Source organism: Pseudomonas sp. SK3(2021) (genome assembly GCF_016772375.1).
Taxonomy (GTDB): Bacteria; Pseudomonadota; Gammaproteobacteria; order Pseudomonadales; family Pseudomonadaceae; genus Aquipseudomonas; species Aquipseudomonas chlororaphis_I.
Genome location: NZ_CP061943.1, coordinates 5,439,102 through 5,458,915, shown reverse-complemented (window position 1 = coordinate 5,458,915; position 19,814 = coordinate 5,439,102). Strand labels below are relative to the sequence as shown.

At 59.8% G+C, this 19,814-nt stretch carries 21 protein-coding genes; 13 read left to right on the top strand and 8 right to left on the bottom strand.

Translation table 11 applies throughout. The features are described 5' to 3' along the window. Window positions 1–207: 207 nt before the first annotated feature. Complete coding sequence (locus IF690_RS24055; protein ID WP_202696895.1) at window positions 208–1,539, top strand: IS4 family transposase; 1,332 nt, start codon at window positions 208–210, stop codon at window positions 1,537–1,539. Between the two features lie 33 nt (window positions 1,540–1,572). Here the strand turns inward: IF690_RS24055 and IF690_RS24050 are convergent, their stop codons facing one another. From IF690_RS24050 to IF690_RS24035, 4 genes are all read right to left on the bottom strand, one after another. Then, the gene (locus IF690_RS24050; RefSeq protein ID WP_202697649.1) at window positions 1,573–1,968 is read right to left on the bottom strand and encodes a hypothetical protein; all 396 of its coding nucleotides are present in this window, start codon (window positions 1,966–1,968) and stop codon (window positions 1,573–1,575) included. Next, on the bottom strand, window positions 1,965–3,434 hold the full coding sequence (locus IF690_RS24045) for a PAAR domain-containing protein (protein WP_202701706.1): 1,470 nt from the start codon (window positions 3,432–3,434) through the stop codon (window positions 1,965–1,967). The genes IF690_RS24050 and IF690_RS24045 overlap by 4 nt, the downstream gene beginning before the upstream one ends. 96 nt (window positions 3,435–3,530) lie before the next feature. Further along, on the bottom strand, window positions 3,531–3,800 hold the full coding sequence (locus tag IF690_RS24040) for a hypothetical protein (protein ID WP_202697648.1): 270 nt from the start codon (window positions 3,798–3,800) through the stop codon (window positions 3,531–3,533). Beyond that, window positions 3,790–4,578, bottom strand: coding sequence for an MlaA family lipoprotein (locus IF690_RS24035; RefSeq protein ID WP_202697647.1), 789 nt, complete (start codon window positions 4,576–4,578; stop codon window positions 3,790–3,792). Before IF690_RS24035 ends, IF690_RS24040 begins: the two co-directional genes overlap by 11 nt. Window positions 4,579–4,746: 168 nt before the next feature. On the opposite strand from IF690_RS24035, the gene IF690_RS24030 reads away from it, so the two are divergent. Both IF690_RS24030 and IF690_RS24025 read left to right on the top strand, forming a co-directional pair. After that, entirely contained in the window at window positions 4,747–5,457 is a 711-nt protein-coding gene (locus tag IF690_RS24030) for a response regulator (RefSeq protein WP_202697646.1), read from the top strand. Beyond that, complete coding sequence (locus IF690_RS24025; RefSeq protein WP_202697645.1) at window positions 5,454–6,797, top strand: sensor histidine kinase; 1,344 nt, start codon at window positions 5,454–5,456, stop codon at window positions 6,795–6,797. Before IF690_RS24030 ends, IF690_RS24025 begins: the two co-directional genes overlap by 4 nt. 66 nt (window positions 6,798–6,863) lie before the next feature. Here the strand turns inward: IF690_RS24025 and ppk2 are convergent, their stop codons facing one another. The 3 genes from ppk2 to IF690_RS24010 all read right to left on the bottom strand — a co-directional run bounded on the left by ppk2 (window position 6,864) and on the right by IF690_RS24010 (window position 9,396). Beyond that, window positions 6,864–7,964, bottom strand: coding sequence for a polyphosphate kinase 2 (gene ppk2, locus IF690_RS24020; RefSeq protein ID WP_252189508.1), 1,101 nt, complete (start codon window positions 7,962–7,964; stop codon window positions 6,864–6,866). Between the two features lie 208 nt (window positions 7,965–8,172). Beyond that, a complete protein-coding gene (locus IF690_RS24015; protein WP_202697644.1) occupies window positions 8,173–8,340 on the bottom strand; it encodes a hypothetical protein in 168 nt (55 codons plus the stop codon). A gap of 24 nt (window positions 8,341–8,364) precedes the next feature. Then, entirely contained in the window at window positions 8,365–9,396 is a 1,032-nt protein-coding gene (locus IF690_RS24010) for an aldo/keto reductase (protein WP_202697643.1), read from the bottom strand. A gap of 175 nt (window positions 9,397–9,571) precedes the next feature. Between IF690_RS24010 and IF690_RS24005 the strand changes: the two genes are divergently transcribed. After that, on the top strand, window positions 9,572–10,492 hold the full coding sequence (locus tag IF690_RS24005; protein ID WP_202697642.1) for an AraC family transcriptional regulator: 921 nt from the start codon (window positions 9,572–9,574) through the stop codon (window positions 10,490–10,492). On the opposite strand, the gene IF690_RS24000 is transcribed toward IF690_RS24005, so the two are convergent. Beyond that, window positions 10,422–11,369: a LysR family transcriptional regulator gene (locus IF690_RS24000; RefSeq protein WP_180922598.1), complete on the bottom strand. Its 948-nt coding sequence runs from the start codon at window positions 11,367–11,369 to the stop codon at window positions 10,422–10,424. The genes IF690_RS24005 and IF690_RS24000 overlap by 71 nt on opposite strands. A gap of 112 nt (window positions 11,370–11,481) precedes the next feature. Here IF690_RS24000 and IF690_RS23995 point away from each other — a divergent pair, with 112 nt between their 5' ends. The 9 genes from IF690_RS23995 to IF690_RS23955 all read left to right on the top strand — a co-directional run bounded on the left by IF690_RS23995 (window position 11,482) and on the right by IF690_RS23955 (window position 19,813). Continuing rightward, a complete protein-coding gene (locus IF690_RS23995; RefSeq protein ID WP_180922597.1) occupies window positions 11,482–12,222 on the top strand; it encodes an SDR family oxidoreductase in 741 nt (246 codons plus the stop codon). Window positions 12,223–12,480: 258 nt separating this feature from the next. After that, window positions 12,481–13,206 (top strand): autoinducer binding domain-containing protein, encoded by a 726-nt coding sequence (locus IF690_RS23990; protein ID WP_202697641.1) that lies wholly within the window; start codon window positions 12,481–12,483, stop codon window positions 13,204–13,206. 437 nt (window positions 13,207–13,643) lie between these two features. Next, a complete protein-coding gene (locus IF690_RS23985; protein WP_202697640.1) occupies window positions 13,644–14,576 on the top strand; it encodes an AvrD family protein in 933 nt (310 codons plus the stop codon). A gap of 9 nt (window positions 14,577–14,585) precedes the next feature. After that, on the top strand, window positions 14,586–15,614 hold the full coding sequence (locus IF690_RS23980) for a beta-ketoacyl-ACP synthase III (protein ID WP_202697639.1): 1,029 nt from the start codon (window positions 14,586–14,588) through the stop codon (window positions 15,612–15,614). Further along, window positions 15,611–15,850, top strand: coding sequence for a phosphopantetheine-binding protein (locus IF690_RS23975; protein WP_180922593.1), 240 nt, complete (start codon window positions 15,611–15,613; stop codon window positions 15,848–15,850). Before IF690_RS23980 ends, IF690_RS23975 begins: the two co-directional genes overlap by 4 nt. Continuing rightward, entirely contained in the window at window positions 15,850–16,449 is a 600-nt protein-coding gene (locus tag IF690_RS23970) for a histidine phosphatase family protein (protein WP_202697638.1), read from the top strand. Before IF690_RS23975 ends, IF690_RS23970 begins: the two co-directional genes overlap by 1 nt. Window positions 16,450–16,464: 15 nt before the next feature. Next, complete coding sequence (locus tag IF690_RS23965; RefSeq protein WP_180922591.1) at window positions 16,465–16,758, top strand: putative quinol monooxygenase; 294 nt, start codon at window positions 16,465–16,467, stop codon at window positions 16,756–16,758. 15 nt (window positions 16,759–16,773) lie between these two features. Continuing rightward, window positions 16,774–18,261, top strand: a complete 1,488-nt coding sequence (locus IF690_RS23960; RefSeq protein ID WP_202697637.1) for an MFS transporter — start codon at window positions 16,774–16,776, stop codon at window positions 18,259–18,261. After that, on the top strand, window positions 18,251–19,813 hold the full coding sequence (locus tag IF690_RS23955) for an FAD-dependent oxidoreductase (RefSeq protein WP_202697636.1): 1,563 nt from the start codon (window positions 18,251–18,253) through the stop codon (window positions 19,811–19,813). Before IF690_RS23960 ends, IF690_RS23955 begins: the two co-directional genes overlap by 11 nt. Window position 19,814 lies beyond the last annotated feature (1 nt).

Sequence of the window (19,814 nt, the reverse complement as noted above, 5' to 3'; positions counted from 1 at the left end):
TTGGTTTCCTTCAAGCGCAGATGGAAGCCTCATGAGTGGCACAACAACGTTATGAGGATACCGAAGGGAATTCTGGCTGCTATATGAGAGGGACGGCAGGATGCAAAAAAAGGCCCTTAAAGTAATGCCGATCAGTTAAGCCCTTCTGCTTGACCTTTGGCCGCAAGAAATCAAAATCCGATGCCTGAATAGGCATCGGATTTTTTTATGCGTCTGGCTCGGGCACTGGAACTGACCCACAACATCGTCTCAACCCCCAATTCGCTTGAGGGATTGGACTCGTTGCTTGACCCCTCTCTGGTCGAGCAGGCCCTGGAACAGGCTGGTGTGGCCACTCTGCGCAAGCGCCGTTTGCCCTTGGAGATGATGCTTTGGTGCGTCATCTCCATGGCGTTTTTTCGGCGCATGTCGGCGTGGGATGTGGTCAGTCGCATGAACATCATGCTGCCTGGGCAACGTCCGCTGGTCGCGCCCAGCGCCGTAGTCCAGGCCCGTCGGCGATTGGGCAGCGAGGCCGTACGACAAGTCTTCGATCTGACACAGAAAAGCTGGCATGAAGCGGCCGGCCATCCGACCTGGGCCGGGTTGCGTTTGCTGGGGGTCGATGGCGTCGTCTGGCGAACGCCCGATACACCCGAAAACCGTGCGCGTTACGACTCCGCCAGCAATCAACATGGCGATACCGGTTTTCCTCAGGTACGCATGGTTTGCCAAATGGAGCTGACCAGTCATTTGTTGATCGGCAGTGCCTTTGACGGCTATCGCAGCAACGAAATGAAGCTGGCAGAGCAACTGATCGACACCACGCCGGATCACTCGCTGACGCTGTTCGATCGCGGTTTTTACTCCCTGGGGTTGCTGCATCAGTGGCAACAGGCCGGCACCGAGCGGCATTGGCTGATGCCGTTACGCAAAGGGGCGCAGTACGAAGTGATTCAGCGGTTGGGCCGTCAGGATGCGGTGGTCTCGTTAAACACTTCGCCGCAGGCCCGCAAGCAATGGCCGGGATTGCCGGAGCGCCTGACTGCAAGGCTCCTGAGCAAAACCGTCAAGGGCAAGGTCTGTCAGATTTTGACGTCAATGGCCGACCCGCTGCGCTTCCCATCCGATGAAATCGTCGACCTGTACAGCCATCGCTGGGAGATCGAATTAGGGTTCAGGGAGATGAAACAGACACTGCTCAACAGCAGCTACACGCTGCGTAGCAAGACGCCCGAGATGATCGAACAAGAGTTGTGGGGTGTGTTGCTGGGCTACAACCTGTTGCGTTATCAGATGGTGGAAATGAGCCGCCATTGTCCGGGCATCCATCCGTGCGAACTGAGCTTCACCGCCTGCACCTGGGCGATCCTGGGGTTTATCAACGGGGTTTCTGCGGATCGCTCAGGGAACATCCCCAAATATCTCGCCGAATTGCATGCCTCGACCCCGCACTATGTCTTGCCACATCGCCGGGAAGAGCGTGCTTATCCACGGGCCATCCGGCTCAAATCGCCGAAGTATCCGATCAAAAATAAAAATGCCAGTCAGCTTAACTGACTGGCATTAGGCCCTTAAAGGGCCTTTTTGTATTCAGGTGAAGCACTCAATTAATTTCATTGCACTAACCGACAACAGCATGCTTCCCCCAAGCCCCCATGTAATATAGTGCGATACGATGAGCCTTCTTTTAAACGGCTGGGGGAAAGTATCTATCTCGTTGGCGTCCAATATGCCTTTTTTAACATGGGAAGTAGGACGAGCTAAAAAACCTGCCACCATGCCGACCATTACCAGCCTTCCCCAAGGACCCATGTGAAGATAGAACCTGCTCCCGGTTATTGCCTTGCAGTTTTTAACGTGGCCAAGTATTTCCTCCATGCGGGTGTACCCCCAATAGAGATAGATACCACCCATGCTGAATATTCCAAGAAAAGTCAGGATGCATAAAACAACAAAAAAATCATGTGGGGAGCTAATCAGGTTCATTTTCCTTTCTCATATATAAACTCTCCAATGCTCTCACCCCCAGCTTCACCCAGTTTCCCTGCCGCATAAGAGCCCCCTCCGATGACTATCAGACCGCACACCACGCTACCGATGCCACCTGTAGGGACTCCGATGGCCACACAAACAGTTCCGGTCGCGGCGGTACCTAATGCCATTCCCGCAAACATTCCACCTGCTACCCCGCCCGTAAAGCTTCCGGCTTCGGTGAACCGTACTTTCTCACAAGCCTCCTTATTCCCCGCTGAGCAAACGTCCTGAACCTTCACATAAGACGCTCCACCGCCCAATGCTGTCCCAAGCCAACCACCCAACTTAAGTACCTTGGAGGCTCGGGAAACACCCTCAATATGCGTGGCGTACCCTGGAATCTGACCTACCGCACCCGCCTGGGTCCAGCGATGCACCAGACTCCGACTGGAAATCCCCAAGGCGCTCTTAAGGCTGGGGTGATCGGGGAAGGCAATGCTCATTTTCGTGATAGAGGTCAGGTTGCTATCCAGTTGTGCAAATAGTTTTCTCCTTTCACTGAAGAACTCGACACTACGCAGATGCCCATCCCGCAGGAAGAATTTCTGATGGAGCGCCTCGATATCCAGCAACGTTCTTTTCAGGCCATCCATATGATTACCCACGGCCGCCGTGCTGACCCCTAAAGCAGTCGAGCCATAAGAAAGCATCGATTCAACCTGCGCCCGGTGCTTGAGCATAAAGGCCGCTTCCTCATCACTCATGGACACCAAGGCCGCACTGACCTTCTCCGCCGCCTCCATCAGCAAGGCTTCTTCACGGGTGCATTGATAGTTGTCGGGATGACTGAGCACAACAAGCTGACCAGGTTTGGCAGGGCTCGATAGCTGGGGATTGAGCCGGCGGAATTTCTCCAGCACAGCTTCATCGGCCTGGCCGAACAGCACCGTCTCCAGCGCGGCGCGGGTCATCGGCGTTTGCACGATATGAAACCCCGGCTCCACCAAATGCTGCGTGTCCTGCACGGACAGCGGCGGTGAAACGATATCGCCGTGAGCAACGCTCAGGCCGCGTACCCGATCCCGCGGCACCGCATCGGCAAACTCATTCTGCGGGTAGCCCTTATGAATGGCGTCGGCCCAGCGCTGGGTATTGATCACCGCAGGCCCGATGTAATCGCTGTCGAGCGGGATAGCCGGCTGATTCCCGGAGCAGACTGTCCGCTGAGTAGCGATCAGGCGGTTGGCCCCGGTCGGACAGCCGCATTGCACAAGAACACCCTCCACCGCCGTGGCTTGGTGGTTATCCGCCCAGGTGTGATGGCCTTCGGCGATATAGCCCACCGTCTGGCACACCGGGCACCACACAGGGTCGGCAATGCGGGCGACCCGTCGATCCACGACAAAGGTGGTGGCCGATCCGGCAATGACCTTGCCGCCGGTGGTGGTGGGGTCGCCTTCCCTGATGACAAAGGCCATGGCTACGTTCTCCATGAGGAATTTGCCTCGAACGTAACGACCAATATCAGGCGGCTGAATCAGGCGATCCTGAAACGCCTTACCCCTTGGCTGGCATCACGACGCAAGACCACTGTCCACCCCCCGCACCAACACCTGCGGCTCCCCCTGCTTGATCACCCACCGTATCAACTCGCTCACGCTGATGCGGTGCTGGCGCTCGACCCATTCCAGGCCTTCGGGGCTGTAGTGTTCGCTGTAGCGGCTGAGGGTCAGGTGTTGCTGGTCGGCCGAGAGGCGCAGGCTGACTTCGCGGCATTGCAGGGAGGCATCGCCGTGTTTGGCCACGCGTTGCAGCAGGACCAGGGCGTCGGTTTCAGAAGTCATCGTGGGTCGCTCCTTCGCAGCGGTTTTTCGTGGGGCTGGTGGCGCCTTGCTTGCCTTCCTGCACGAAGGTGGCGCGGTGTTCGGCGTTCACGTCGCGCAGGGCGCTGTAGTAGTCGGGCATGGTTTTCAGGCTGTCGGTGAGCGGCAGCAGTTCGGCGCGGCCGTCCACTACGCCGCCGACCATGGCGACGGTGCCCAGGGCCTGCACGGTGTCGCTGTTGTCGCCGAAGGGGGAGACCACGAAGTTGAGGATCTTGCCCACCGAGTCGCGGCTGTTGTCGGTGCCCAGCAGCGGCAGTTCGACGATGGGGCCGTTGCCGATGCCCCACACGCCGAAGGTCTGGCCGAAGTCGGCGGTGTGGCGCGGGATGCCGAGCGGGTCCGAGACGTTGAACAGACCGAGCACGCCAACCGTGGTGTTGACCGCAAAGCGCCCCAGGCTGTTGACCGAGCGCTGCGGGTTGCCTTGCAACAGGTCGTTGATGAAGACCTTGGGCTCGCCGAAGTTGCTCGCGAAGTTGTGCACGCCCTGTTGCATGAAGTCCGGCAGGTGCCGATAACCGCGGGCGACCGGTGCCAGTGCGTAGTCGTCGAGGGCCTTGTTGAAGGCGAACACGCCGCGGTTGACCGGCTCGGCGGGGTCGTAGATCGGATAGTCGACCTTCGCGCAGTCGGGTTGAGTGGCAGGCCCCGGGCTGGTACAGCCCGCCAGGTAGGACAGGGACAGCAGCAGGGCGGTATGACGACACAGGCGGGTGGAGCACAGGAATGAGCGCATGGGCGGACGACCTTGGGAACAGGGAGGCCGATGCTGGCATGGGTGTTTTGCCTGAAGATGTCTGCTTTATTGCCGGGTTGTCGGTTTGTTACCGCGTTGAAATATATGACGGGCCGCGGCCAATGGTTTTGAATGACAGTACTTTCCGAGCTTGAGTGATACGCACTGGTGAGCAGTCTGTTGATCGTGGACGACGACCTTGAGGTCCTCGCGCTGCTGAAGAAATTTTTTGTGCAACACGGCTACTCGGTGGAAGTCGCCACCGAGGGCGCTTCGCTGTGGGCGGCGCTGGAGCGGCAGGTGCCGGACCTGATCATTCTCGACCTGATGCTGCCGGGGGAAAACGGCCTGACCCTGTGTCAGCGCCTGCGCCAGCAGCACGCCGTGCCGGTGATCATGCTGACCGCCATGGGCGAGTTGAGCGACCGCGTGGTGGGGTTGGAAATGGGCGCCGACGATTACCTGAGCAAACCCTTCGATGCCCGCGAGTTGCTGGCCCGGGTGCGCGCGGTGTTGCGCCGCGCTGGCGAGAGCCGGCCGGTGGTCGGGGAGGTGCCGCGGCCGCTGATCAGGTTCGCCGGTTGGCAATTGGACCTGACCCGCCGGGAGCTGCGCTCGCCGGATCAGGTGATGATTCCGCTGTCGGCGGGGGAGTTCGACCTGTTACTGGTGTTCGTCGAGCATCCGCAACGCATCCTCAGCCGCGAGCAGTTGCTCGACCTGGCGCGCGGGCAGGCCCATGACGCCTTCGATCGCAGCATCGATGTGCAGGTCAGCCGCCTGCGACGCAAGCTGGAATTCGACACCAAGCGCCCGGCGATGATTCGCACGGTGCGCAATGGCGGCTACCTGTTCACCCCCAGCGTGACCCGCCAATGAAAGTGAGACACAAGCCGGGCGGCCCGCGCGACACCATCGCCCGCTGGATCGCCCTGACCACCCTGATGGCGATGCTCACCGCGCTGGCCTTCAATGCGCTGTTCGTGCAGTTGGCCGGGGTCTGGGCCAAACCGCCGTTGAGCGAATCCGGCCTGGTGGAAAAGATCGCGTCCATCAGCAACATGATCGACGCCTCGGAGCCGGTGCAGCGCGCGCGCCTGGCCGAGTCGGTCAGCGACCACGGCCTGAGCGTGACCTGGCACCCGACGCGACGGGACATCGAGGTGCCGGTAGTCGAAGAGCCGGAGTACCGCGAGGGGTCGACGAAACTGAAGCAACTGCTCAGGCCGGGGGTGGGGCACATTGAAGCCTACCAGCCCAGCGACTGGCCGGAGCCGGGCGGGCCTTATGCGTTGCTGATCCAGATGAGCGATGGCTCCTGGCTGATGTTCTCCTCGCTCTCGCGCAATTGGGGGCTGGATGAGGGGCCGCGCAACCTGATCGTGATCGGGCTGGTGTTGTTGTCCACCGTGCTGGTCGCGCTGATCGCCACTCGCCGCCTGGCCAGGCCCTTGCAGCAGTTCGCCCTGGGCGCGCGACGGTTTGGCGTGGACTTTCGCGCGCCGCCCATCGAGCCGGTCGGCCCCCACGAAATTCGCCAGGCGATCCTCGCGTTCAACGCCATGCAGGCCCAGTTGCAGCACTTCATCAAGGACCGCACGCAGATGCTCGCGGCGATCTCCCACGACCTGCGTACCCCCCTGACCCGCATGCGCCTGCGCGGCGAGTTCATCGAGGACCCCGAGCAGCAGCGCCGGTTGTTCCATGACGTCGATGAGATGCAGGCGATGATCAATTCGGCCCTGGAGTTCTTCCGCGACGATGCGCGGCTGGAGGAGGCGACCTCTTTCGATCTGGCGGAGCTGTTGCAAACCCTGGTCGACGATTACCGTGACCAGTCCATCGACATTGCGTTCAGCGGTCCGCCGCGCCTGGTGTATTTCGGTCGCCCGCTGGGGCTCAAGCGGGTCATGAGCAACCTGCTGGAAAACGCCATCAAATACGCCAGCGAACCGGCGATTGAAGTGGTGGCGGACGCCGAGCAGGTGAAGGTCTGCGTGCTGGATCGCGGGCCGGGGATTCCCGTCGAATGGCAGGAGCAGGTGTTCGAGCCGTTCTTCCGCATGGAAAGCTCGCGCAACCGCAACACCGGTGGCGTTGGCCTGGGGCTTTCCGCGGCGCGGGCGATCGTGCTGGAGCACGGCGGCGAACTGCGTTTGCGCAACCGTGACGGTGGCGGGTTGCAGGCCTGTGTGTTGTTGCCGGTGCAGGGCATCTAGCTGGCTGGACCCGCTTCAGGCGCTGTTTATCGGTCCTGGAGCGGGGCCTTCTTCAAGGCCGGCTGCTTACACGAGGGTTGCCTGTGGGTTGCGCACCGGCTCCGCGGCCGCTTCGTTGTACACCCGCTCGTCTTCCTCCATGACCCGCGACGCCCGGCCGACCAGCACCGGGTCGGGTTGATGGGCCACGCGCAGGTTCTTGCCCGGATAGTCGAGGGAGTGCAGGAAGTGACGGATGCAGTTGATCCGCGCGCGTTTCTTGTCGTCCGACTTGATCACTGTCCAGGGCGCATCGGCGGTGTCGGTGTGGAAGAACATCGCCTGTTTGGCGGCGGTGTATTCGTCCCACTTGTCCAGCGACTTGATGTCGATGGGCGAGAGCTTCCAGTGCTTGAGCGGGTCGTCACGACGTGAAATGAAGCGCCGCAGTTGTTCGTCGCGATTGACCGAGAACCAGTACTTGAACAGCAGGATGCCGCTGTTGCACAGCATGCGCTCCAGCTCGGGTGTCTGGCGCATGAATTCCAGGTATTGCAGGGGCGAGCAGAAGTCCATGACCCGCTCGACACCAGCGCGGTTGTACCAGGAGCGGTCGAAGAACACCATTTCCCCGGCGGTGGGCAGGTGCTGGATGTAACGCTGGAAATACCACTGGCCCTGCTCCTGCGCGCTGGGTTTTTCCAGGGCGACGATCCGCGCGCCACGCGGGTTCAGGTGCTCCATGAAGCGCTTGATGGTGCCGCCCTTGCCCGCGGCGTCGCGGCCCTCGAACAGCACCACGATGCGCTGCCCGGTTTCCTTGACCCAGCTTTGCACCTTGAGCAGTTCGATCTGCAGCTCCTGCTTGGCCTTTTCATACTCGGCGCGACGCATGCGGCTGCGGTACGGGTAACTGGCCGGCAGCTTGGCGGTGGAGCTGTCTTCATTGCTGCCATGGGGCGCGCTGGCCACCTGCAGGGCGACCGGCTGCTGGCTGATGGCGCTGATCTCGGCTTCGGCGGTCTTGGCAGCGGCAGGTTTAGGGGTCGCGCGTGGCCGGCGCGGGCGTGGAGTGGCGGGCTTGCGTGGGGCGCTTTTGCTGCTGGCCGTGACCGTCGGTTTGGCTACGGGTGTGGCTTTTTCGGGAAGAGGGTTGGGAAGGGGACGCGCGGTGGATTCTTCACTCATAAGGGGGCCTGTGGGTCGTGTACGAATGTTCGTTCGTCAGTGTATGGAGGCCTTTTCCCCGCTCGTTGATTTCCATCAAGGTTGTGCGCGGGAGAAGCCTGTAGCGCACAGGGCGGGTTAAGGAAGCAGTTCCTGCTGATGCGCGGTGTACGACTGATGTCCTGGGCAGTGGGGCCGCGCCTCGGATTTCGCCGGGGCGCCGGCCTGCTCAATGGTAAGTCCTGGCCGGCCGCGCCAGGGTGCCCATCCAGTTGCCGGGCAGGTACAAGCTGTAGCAGCAGTGTTCCGAGGGGGGCAGCGGGAACCACTTGCTCAACGGCAGGCCTCGGCACTTGAGCCTGGCCTCGCGTTCGTTCCAGGCCCGGGCGACAAGCACAGGCTTGCGGCTCCGCTCCCTGTGTCAATCCTGTACCGGCGAACGCTCCTTGGCCTGATACTCGATCATCCAGCCCGGGTATTCGATCTCGGGGGCGCTGATGGCGTCCAGCCGGGCTATATCCCCGGCACTCAGGCGCACCTGCGTGGCATGCAGGTTGTCGTCCAGCTGCTCCAGGGTCTTGGCGCCGATAATGACGCTCATCACGGCGTTGCGCTGTAGCAGCCAGGCCAGGGCGATACTGGCGACGGAGGTGTCGTGGGCCTTGGCGATGGGCGCCATGGCTTCGACCAGGTCATAGACCCGTTCCCCGTCCGCGGGCGGAAAATCGAATGTCGAGCGGCGTGCTCCTTCGGGGAGATGGCCGTTGCGGGTGAACTTGCCGGACAGCAGGCCGCCAGCCAGAGGGCTCCAGATCATGATCCCCAGCCCCTGGTCCTCGCAGAGCGGGACTATCTCGCGCTCCAGGTCGCGGTTGGACAGGTTGTAGTAGGCCTGCACCGTTTCGAAGCGGGCGAAGCCCCGCCGCTCGCTGATCCCCAAGGCTTTCATGATCTGCCATGCGGCCAGGTTCGAGCAGCCAAGGGTGCGGATCATGCCCCGTGACACGCAATCATCGAGGGCGCGCAGCGTCACTTCGATGGGTGTCTGGGCGTCGAAACCGTGGATCTGGTACAGGTCTATGTGCTCCGTGCCCAGGCGCTTCAGGCTCAGGCCCACCTGATCCATGATGTGCCCGCGTGACAGTCCCGCCGAGTTGGGGCCGGGGCTGGTCCGTCCGAACACCTTGGTGGCGATGATCACGTCTTCGCGTCGCACATCGACTTCGCGCAAGGCCTGCCCCAGCAGCACCTCGGACTGTCCTTCGGAATAGACGTCGGCGCTGTCGAAGAAGTTGACTCCGGCTTCGAGGGCGCGGGCTACCAGCGCGGTAGCGCCTCGCTGGTCAACCGTACCCACGGTGCGCCAGAAGCCCTGGCCGCCGCTGAAGGTCATGGTGCCCAGGCACAGTTCGGAAACGAACTGGCCGGTCTTGCCCAAAGGTCTATAGCGCATCGCTTGCATCCTTCCTGTCTGGATATGAGGGCTGACGTAGTGCCGCCGCTGTTGCCGACGAAGCCTGAACTCCGAGGGCGGCCTGTGCGTCAGGCAGGTGGAATTCTGGAAAACCTCGGTCAGACTGTGAATGCAGCCACGTCCTATTTTCTGTCGAGATCATCCGGAGTTGCCTATGGATCCCTTGTCCGATGTGCTTTCTCAACTGGATAGCCACAGTTCGGTTTTTGCCGGACTGCAGGCCGGGGGGGAGTGGTCCATCAGCTTTCCGGCCCCGGAAGGCATCAAGTTCAACGCGATTATCGAAGGTTCATGCTGGTTGCTGGTGGAGGGCGAGCGCCCGATCGAGTTGCACCAGGGCGACTGCTTTCTCTTGTCCAAGGCGCGGCCCTTCATCCTGGCCAGCGACCTGAGCCTGGAGCCTGTCGATTCGCAACAGGTCTACCGCGATGCCAGGAACGGGATTGCCCGCTACCGGCAAGGCCAGGGCTTTTTCCTGATTGGCGGGCGATTTGCCTATTGCGACGAGGCCAGGCTGTTGCTGGATGGTCTGCCCGCGGTCGTTACGGTCAATGGCCAGTCGGATCAGGCCTGTGTGTTGCAGTGGGCATTGCAGCAATTGAAAAGCGAGCTGCCCAGCACTCTGCCGGGGTCATCTCTGATCGTGCGGCAACTGGGGCACCTGATGCTGGTGCAGGTGCTGCGACTCTATCTGGCGGCGACCCGGGAGCATCCGCCCGGGTGGCTGGCGGCACTCTCGGACCCGCGGATCAACGCTGCCATTCAAGCCATACACGCCGAGCCCGAACAGCGCTGGACGGTCAATCTGCTGGCCAGGCAGGTGGGCATGTCGCGTTCGACGCTGGCGCTGCGTTTCAAGCAGAAACTCGGCATGGGGCCGCTGGCCTATGTGCTGCGCTGGCGCATGCAGCTGGCCTCCCGGGAACTGCGCCGGCATCAGGGCAGCATCTCCTCAATCGCACAGGCGCTGGGCTATGACTCCGACAGCGCTTTCAGCAATGCCTTCAAGCGGGTGATGGCCTGCTCTCCACGAGAGTACCGGCTGCGCCAGGCCGCGCTTGCGAGTGTTGCATGACGAAATCGATAAAGGCCCGCAGCGACGGCGCCATTTGCCGTTGGCTGGGGTAATACAGGTAGAACCCGGGGAAGGCCGGTGTCCACTCCTTGAGCAGGTGGATCAGTTGGCCGCTTTCCACCAGGGCCGCCACCTGATGGCGGAACAGGTAGGCGATGCCGACCCCGTCGAGGACCACGCGGGTAAGCATTTCCGGCTCGGTAACCACCAATGGTCCCTTGACCTCGATCTCCAGCAGTTCGCCGTTGCGCTCGAATTCCCAGCGATACAGGCTGCCGTCCGTGGGCCAGCGGTAAGTCAGGCACTGGTGGTGTATCAGCTCCTGAGGGGTGCGCGGTATCCCACAACGCTCCAGGTAGGCGGCGGAGGCGACCACCAGCATTTCCTGATCACCGCCGAGCCCCTGGGCGACCATGTCCTTGTCGAGTTTCTTGCCAAGTCGGACCCCGGCATCGAAACCGCCGGCGACTATGTCCACCAGGCGTTCGTCGGTGACCACATCGAACTGAATGTCGGGGTAGGCCTGGAGAAAAGGGCCGATCAGCGGTGCCAGGTAGTGAACGGCCGCCACTCGGGTGGTATTGATGCGCAGCAGCCCGTGGGGGCCCTTGCTGGAGGTCTTGAGCCTGGCCAGCGCGGTATCCAGGGATGCCAGCGCGGGCAGCAGGTCTGCCAGGAGCCGGGCGCCCATTTCGGTGGGTGAGACGCTGCGTGTGGTGCGATTGACCAGGCGAACGCCCAGGCGCTCCTCCATGTTGCGGATGGTCTGGCTGAGGGCAGAAGCGGACATGCCGAGATGGGCGGCGGCGCGGACAAAACTTCCTTGTTGAATGACGGCGGCGAACGCCTGGAGCTGGGCATATTCATTGCCTCGCATTATGTCCACTTCCTTAATGGGTCATGCGGATAATTATGCATTATCAATTGACCCCGCATACGCAATACTTCCTGCGCATTGAGCATTTCACGTTAACAACGGAGGTTGACCTGTGGGCAGATTTTCCGGAAAACGCGTCCTGATTACCGGGGGCACCAGCGGCATGGGGCTGGCAGGAGCCAAGCGCATTGCCGATGAGGGGGGCCAGGTGGCCGTGACGGGCTACAGCGCCGAGCATCTCGAGGAAGCCGCGCAGCTTCTTCCGGCAGATGCCTTGGTTTTCAGGAACGATGCGGCCGATCCCGAAGCGACGCAGCAACTGGTGGAGCGGGTTCGGCAACTGGGCGGGCTCGACGGGCTTTGGCTCAATGCCGGTTATGCACAGGTGGGGCCGCTCGAAGAGGTGGATGCCGGCTTCTTCGATCGCATGATGAATGCCAACGCCAGGGGGCCTTTGCTGCAATTGGCCGGGCTGAGCGGATTGCTGCGACCCAATGCGTCGGTGGTGCTGACGTCCTCGACCTCCGCCTATGAGTCCTCGCCCATGACCAGCGTCTATGCGGCCACCAAGGGCGCGATGATCTCCATGGCCCGTTGTTGTGCCGCTGCCCTTGGCCCGCAGGGGATCAGGGTCAATGTGCTGGTGCCGGGGCCGATCGAGACCAATTTCCGTAACTTCATGGCGCAGGACATTCGCCGCCAGTTCGAGGATGGACTCGCCACCCAGTTGCCGCTGCGGCGGGTCGGTACCGCTGCCGAAGCCGCGGCGGTCGCGTTGTTTCTCCTCTCGGACGACTCCTCCTATGTGACCGGGAGCCAATACGCGGTCGATGGCGGCCTGACGATGCGCTGAGAGCGGACGGTCCGCTACTGCCCACAAGAAAGAGTTCCCGGGGTGACGGCTACGTACCCAAGAGGAGCGGATGCACCAGAGACACTATTGATGTCCTTCGGCTAGAAGGAGCGCGATGAGCAAGTCATCGCCAACAAGCCTTGGTTGGATGTTGCGTCATATACACAGTTTTCAGGCAGTCAGCTGTAGCAGTATCGCAATCCATTTGCGGATGAGCGATTGCTAACTGGCGTAAGAAGTATGTGTAAGGGATAACTTATGGGCAGCAATAGTATGTCTCTCCAGTGGTTGATGGACTTCCGTCTGCGGATGATGGCGGTAAGTTCCTCGGTACAGGCATTGAATATCATCGAGATTGAAACTCAACGTCACGGCTTCGATGTATTTGCATTCGGTGTAAAGAAGTCCACGCCTTTTACCCGACCCGATACCCGATTGCGTGGAACCTATCCGGAAGCCTGGATGGATATCTATCGGATCAGGAACTATGCGGCCACCGACCCGGCCGTGGAGCATGCACTGCGTACCACCAATGTAGTGGTGTGGAGTGACAAGTTGCGCGAGGAGAACCCCTTGTTATTCAGTGAGGCGAAAGAATATGGCCTATGCGAGGGTGTGACACTGTCCAACAAAGGCTCTGATAATACCGTCAGATTTTTATCTTTCTCGCGTAGCCAGGGAGTGGTTTCCGAGGCTGAAGTGGCGAATATCGGGCTGGGCTTCAAGTTGATGCTGGATATTCTTGTGGAAACCCTTGCCCGAACTAAAGACGAGGCTCTGGTGGCTGAATCCGCCAGCCTGACCAAGAGGGAAAAGGAAATACTGCAGTGGACGGCCGACGGCAAAAGTTCCGGGGAAATATCCATGATTCTGAGAATCTCCGAAAACACGGTGAATTTTCATCTAAAGAGCATCCAGAAGAAATTCCATGCCCCCAACAAGACCTTCGCCGCTGCCTACGCGGCGGCGCAAGGCTTGCTGTGATGGCCGCAGCCGGCGTGGCGGGTTCTTGCTTGAGCGGCTAATGGCTAACCTGGAAGTCCCGTGCACCAACATGGGGCTATTGTCGCTGCGCATTCAATTAACTTTTATGAATATTTTCAGGCGCCATTAATGTGGCGCTTTTTTATTGCGGGTTTGTTTTGGTGATCAATTAGTCAGTTCTTGTGTTGAATGTTTGTGTTTTTTGGTTACTTGTCGTCGAAGTTGGGTGCTGTGTCATTATGAAGCACTTAGTTACCTACCAGAATTAGTAGGTTGTAATGGGTAATAACGTTTGTTACTTTTTGTTTCATGGGCGTTTTGCTGAATAGCTCGCTCATTGATATTGGAACTTAATTGTTTCCTGTCTCTGTTGTCGAAGGTTTTTTGAAGTGTCTAGCAGCGTGCTGGCAATCGTTTGATTGCTAAAGGAGGTAGTTGTGCGAGATGTTAACTTCAGTCATATAGAGAACCATCTTGGGCCCGCGGCGGACCGATTCTTCGGTGCAGGTTTCAAGCGTGTTGAATATGGCACCAGACATCTAAGTCTTACTGATACTTCGGTAGATTCGAGTGTCAGTTTGAGCTATCCGGCTGGTTGGTCGAAAAAAATCGGCAGTGGTGAACTGGTGCCTCATCTGAGCACTATCGATGCATTGGCCATTGCCATCAATCTTTGTCAGGACGTGCTCCTGGAAAAGTTTGCAAACATCGATTGTTGCTGGGTCCGGCGGATATCGATAAAGGCCGGCAAGAAGCCTGAGGAAGACCTGCGCGAGATCCAGGCGCATATGCACGAGGAGCTCCCGCAAGTCGATGCCCAGGGTGATACCTGCCTGGTATTTTCCGGACATGTCGGCGCGATGGCCCTGCAACTGGAGATCATCCGGCCGGTGGCGGCTGGCGACAGGCTGAACCAGGATGGCAGTGGTAATAACTACTATGTGGACGGCTTCAGGAAACGCACCCAGCTGATTGACGACATAGTTTTCGATTCACCGCTCAAGGCGATTTCGAAACTGGTTGTCGTCGATGAAGAACCGGGCACTGCCAGTGGTGGTATCGAAGCCAGCTACCCGCAAGTCGTGACCCCTATCGATGCCTTTGTCAGCCACCTGCAAATCGCCCAGGTGCTGCTCTACAAACTCGACAATCTGCAGCGGGGTCAATCCAACACCCTGTGGATGAGAACCACCACCATTACCGCGCAGGACCCGGCCAGGCGCAGCGCTAGCGCCAGGGTGCTGATGACCGAACTCAGGGACGCCAACATAGTGACGGTCAAGGGTGAGGACTGGCGAGTGGCGGAGATTGTCGGCCACCTGAGTGGCATGACCCTGTCGTGTTCCGTCGCGCATCTGTTACCTCGCTAGGAGAGCACCATGGGCGTTCGTATCGCGGGGTTGGGAGGCGCCTTGCCTCCCCTGGAAGTGACCAATGAAGACCTTGAGCAGCGGCTCGATACCAGCAGCGAATGGATTGTCAGCCGTACCGGCATATTGAAGCGTTACGCCGTTACCGAGGGTATCTGCACCAGCGACCTGGCCAGTGAAGCGGCCAGGGCCGCCATCGAAAACGCATCGGTGGACCTGAACATCGACTTGCTGATCCTGGCAACCACCACACCGGATCGCCGTTGCCCGGCCACCGCGCCCAAGGTTGCGGAGAAACTCGGGCTGCGCGGGATCTCGGCCTTTGACGTGAATGCCGTGTGTTCGGGTTTCATCTATGCATTGCAAGTGGGGACGGCGGCGATCAAGGCGGGATTCGCCAAGCATGTATTGGTGATCGGTGCCGACGTATTTTCCTCGATCATCAACGGGCAGGATCGCAGTACCGTGCCCATTTTCGGTGACGGTGCCGGGGCCGTGGTGCTGCAGGAATCCGATGTCGATGACGTGCTGGATATCGAAACCGGCAGCGATGGCTCCCTTGAGGATCTGATCACTGTTCGTGCCGGCGGCGTGGAATCGAAAGTCAATTCGGCGCCGCAACACCCCGACGACATCTATTTCTCAATGAGTGGCAAGGAAGTCTTCATGCGGGCAATTCAATGCATGAACGATTCGGTGCTCGGTTTGCTACAGCGCAATCAACTGGATATTCAGGATGTGGATTGCCTGGTTCCGCACCAGGCGAACCTGAGAATTATAAGAGCCTTGGCCGAGCAACTCGGCGTGCCTTACGAGCGTGCAGTGGTTTCCCTGGATCGGTTTGGTAATACCTCGGCCGCTTCTATACCGCTGGCGCTGACGCAAGCCTGTATGAACACCACGCTCAAAGCGCGTGATCGAGTAGTGCTGACCGCTTTTGGCGGTGGTGTTACCTGGGGTTCTGCGTTGTTGAACTGGCCTGAATTGCAAAGTGTTCCATTCATCAAGCATATGAGCGCGACAGGGGTAGCCAAATGAAAGACAAACTGATTGAAGCAATTACCTTGATGTTGAAAGAGAAGTATCAGGTTCCCGCCCAGCAACTGCATGCCGATGCGGTGTATGAGGAATTGAATCTGGACTCGCTGACATTGCTGGAAGTTTCAATGGCGCTGGAACGAGGTTTCGATATCAAGGTGCCGGATGGAACTATCGCTCCCGAACACAGCATCGCCAAGTCGGTTGACAGCATACTGTTGAGCAATGCCGCCTGATGTTTATCGTCATCTTGCGGCACGGTGAAACGCCACAGAACCTGAGTGGCGTTTTCCAGGGGCAATCCGACCCGGACCTGCATGAAGTGGGAGTAGCGCGATTCCTGAGTGCTGCCCGGGTGCTTCGGAAGCAGGCCTGGGATGGGGTTTACAGCTCCCATTACCGACGCGCCATGAGTTCCGCTGACTTATTGGCGGACGCCACCCAAGCCCTCAGGTTCGTCTGCGCTGATCTGGCGGAGAGAAACCTGGGTGAATTGGATGGCCAAGCCAAATCCGAGCAATTGCAGCTCGATCCGCAGTTGCCGGAAAAGTTGATGAAACTTGACTACGCCCCGCCGGGAGGCGAGTCGGGACAGGCGGCTCTACAACGTTTCATTCGCGCAATTGAAGCAATAGCGGCAAACAACCTGACACGCACACTGGTGGTTTCCCATGGCGGAGTTATTGCCCTGTTCGCACATCACGTGCTGGGCGTGCCGGCGGCTTCCAGTTTTTTGGAACATGGTCATGGGCTGATGATCAGGGTGTCAGGAAAAGACTTGAGCCTGCTTGGCGTCAACTTTCAGCCAGAGTCAATAGTTGCTGACTTTTCTTAACTTCGGAGATCTGTGATGAGTATTGATATCGTGGTGTTCTTCAGTGTGAGCGCGACCAATCGAGTTGAACTTGGTCGACACTTCAATGAACTTGCGGCGCAAACATTGAATGAGCCGGGTTGTCAGCGGTTTGAACTTTACGAACAGTCGCCAGAGGTCGGCGGGTTCGCTCTGGTCGAGCGTTGGCAAGATGATTCGGCTATTTCCGATCATATGGGCATGCCCTATACCGAGCATTTCATTGCCAATGCCAAGCACCTGATCGAACGTAGCGAAGTCCATCGCTTGACTTCCTTGACCCGTGACTGACAGAGGACTTATGACATGGACTCGTCAGCCGTTGCATCCAGACCAGCATATACCCTGGTCGTCGTCTGTATCGCGTTGTTCGTGATCCCCCTGACCATCACCGGATCGGGTGTCCTGGTACTGCCGATTGCCCAGGGTTTCGCTTCGAGCTACCTGCAGACGCAGTGGGTGATCTGCTCGTTCATGGTGAGTTACGCGGCCTTTATGGCGATGACCGGGGTGATGGCCGATGCCCTGGGGCGCAAGTTGTCCTTTATCGCCGGCCTGGCGCTGTTTGCCATCGCCAGCGCGGCGGCGGCGGGCGCTGGCAGTCTGACGCAACTGATTGCCGCCAGGGCGCTGACCGGCGTCGGGGCGGCGGCCGTGACCACGGCCGGAACGGCGATTCTGGCCCTGGCCTACACGGGTCCGGCGCGGGTCCGGGCGTTCACTGTATTCGGTACGGCGCTGGGGCTGGGCCTTGCGGTCGGCCCTCTGGTGGCCGGTAGCCTGGTGTCGTTGCTGTACAGCTGGCGCCCGTTCTTTGCCGTGATCGCCGCGGTGCTGGGGATGGTCGCTCTGTTGGGGCTGGGGTTGCCGGAAAGCCGTTCCCTGGAGCGGCAGGCGGTCGACTGGAGCGGTGGGGTGCTGTTCACCAGTTGCCTGATTCTGCTGGTTTCGGCCTTTTCCATGGTGCCCGGCGCAGGTTGGGCGGACCCGACGGTGCTGTGCCTCTTTGTCGGCGCCGCGCTGCTGGTTCCGGTTTTCGTCAAGGTCGAGAGCCGCGCGGCCCATCCAATCGTCAACCTTCAGCTGTTGCGCAACCGGCAGTTCCTGGCGGTCTGCGTCACGCCGGTGTTTCTTGGCTTCGGTTACATCAGCCTGCTGTTCTACCTGCCCCAGTACCTGACGGTGGTTGCTGGCATGAGTGCCATGGAAATAGGCATCGCCTTGATGTGCTCAACATTGCCTTCGCTGCTGCTTCCATTGTTCTCCAGTCTGATGCGCCAGCAGTTGCCGCTCAGGACACTGATGGTCGTGACTTTCGCCTTCATGGTGCTCGGCCCGCTGTCCCTGGCCTGGGTGATTGCCAGCCCCACGCTGCTCAACCTGGCTGTGCCGCTCTTTATAACCGGCGCCTCCTTCGGCGTGTCCCTGTCCTATCTCGATGGTGCGGCGGTCAGCGTGGTTCCGCCCCAGCGCTCGGGAATGGCGGCCGGCATGTTCAATACCTTTCGCCTGGGAGGTGAGGCCCTGACCATTCCCTTGCTGGGTATGGTGATCATGGCGCTGCTCGGCCGCCAGGCCGATGACCGCGACGCGGGGCTCTCGGTCCTGGTGCAAGGCGATCTGGAAAGAGCGGCCCGATTGCTGTCGCTACCCCGGGAAGTGTTGATCGAGCATCTGGCGATTGCCATGCAGGAGGCCTTGATCGTCATTTCGGCCGTCTCGCTGGTTGGTTTGATGATCATCTTGAAACTGTCGAATCAGACTCTCACCAAAGGTGTTGAATATGCGCACTAAAGAGCAGGAGTCGAAAGTCCTGATAGTTGGCGCGGGGCCGGTTGGCATGTTGCTGGCCCTGGAGTTGGCCCTGTACGGGGTTCAGGCCCGAGTGATTTCCAGGGACGTGCGGGTTTCCCCGCATTCGAAGGCGACCATCGTCTGGCCGCGGATTCTGGAGCTGATGGACCGTACTGGCGTGTCCGAAGCGATTGTCCGTGAAGGGCACTACTTCGATCAGATGAACTATTACTCCAACAAGAAAAGAGTTGGACTCATACGGTTCAACACCCTGAGCGATACCCCCTATCCATTTGGCATCACTATTCCCCAGGCCAAGACCGAACGCATACTGGAGTCGGCGCTCACTGCCCAGGGCATTGCGATCGAATATGGCTGCGAGTTCGTTGGTGGCGAGCAGGATCTGGACAGTGTCAGCGTGACCCTCAGGGACAGGTCCGGGGCCGAGCAGCGTTGCAGCTTCGATTGGGTGGTCGGCGCCGACGGTTTTCAAAGCAGCGTGCGTTCTGCCTTCGAGTTCGATTTCAGCGGCTACTCGATGCCGATCCGCCTGGCCATTACCGATGCCGAGCTGACAGGGCAAACCACCAGCAGCGAAGCCGCCTACTACATGCACAGGTCCGGCAACATGGTACTGGCCCCGCTGGGCGATGGCGTGTTCCGGGTCGGTGCCAGCGTGCCGCCGGAATATACCGGCGACCAGCCCGACCGGGAGTTCTTCAATACCTTGCTGGAGCACCGGGTGCCCGGGGTGAAGAAACTGGGGGAAATGAAGTTCAGTGGGATCTTTACCGCCCATGTGCGTACCGCCAACCGTTTCAAGAAGAACCGGGTGTTTATCGTCGGCGATGCGGCCCATGCGATGAGCCCCTCCGGTGCTCAGGGGCTCAACACCGGGTTCCAGGATGCGGTCAATCTGGGCTGGAAGCTGGGAGGAGTGATCAGGGGCAGCCTGTCGCCGGACATTCTGGAGTCCTATACCCGGGAAAGGCTCGACTCGGTCAACCGGGTATCGGCCTTGTCCACCAGCCTGGCCAAGATGAGCCTGTATCGGCGCACGCCGCAGATAGTCCTGCGCGATACCGCGTTCAAGCTCGCTTCGCTGACCAGGGTCTTGGAGAACTATGTCTCGCCAAGGTTCGCGCAGCTGGATTCCAGCGTCGCCAAGCCGGATAACCGGCTGTTCCCCGGCAAGAAACGACCCTTTTGTGCAGGCGACAGGATTCCCCTCAGCTGGACGGAAAACTGGCAGGCGCCGGTACTCGCCAAAGACGCCTATTCCATCCTGCTGTGGCCCGGAAAGACTTACGTCTATGAAACCTGGTCGGCCTTCAGCCAGGAACTCGATGCCGCCATGCCGGGGCACAAGGTGATCAATCTGGGGGCGATGCCTCTGGGCAAACTGCTAGATCGATTGGGGACGCGGCCACAGAGCATCATCGTGCGGCCGGACGGGCATATTCAATCGATAGTCGCACTGGATGCGGCGGCTTACACAAAGGGCATCGACGCTATCAGCAATGCACTGCCTCACTCTCTCAACCTTCAATAAC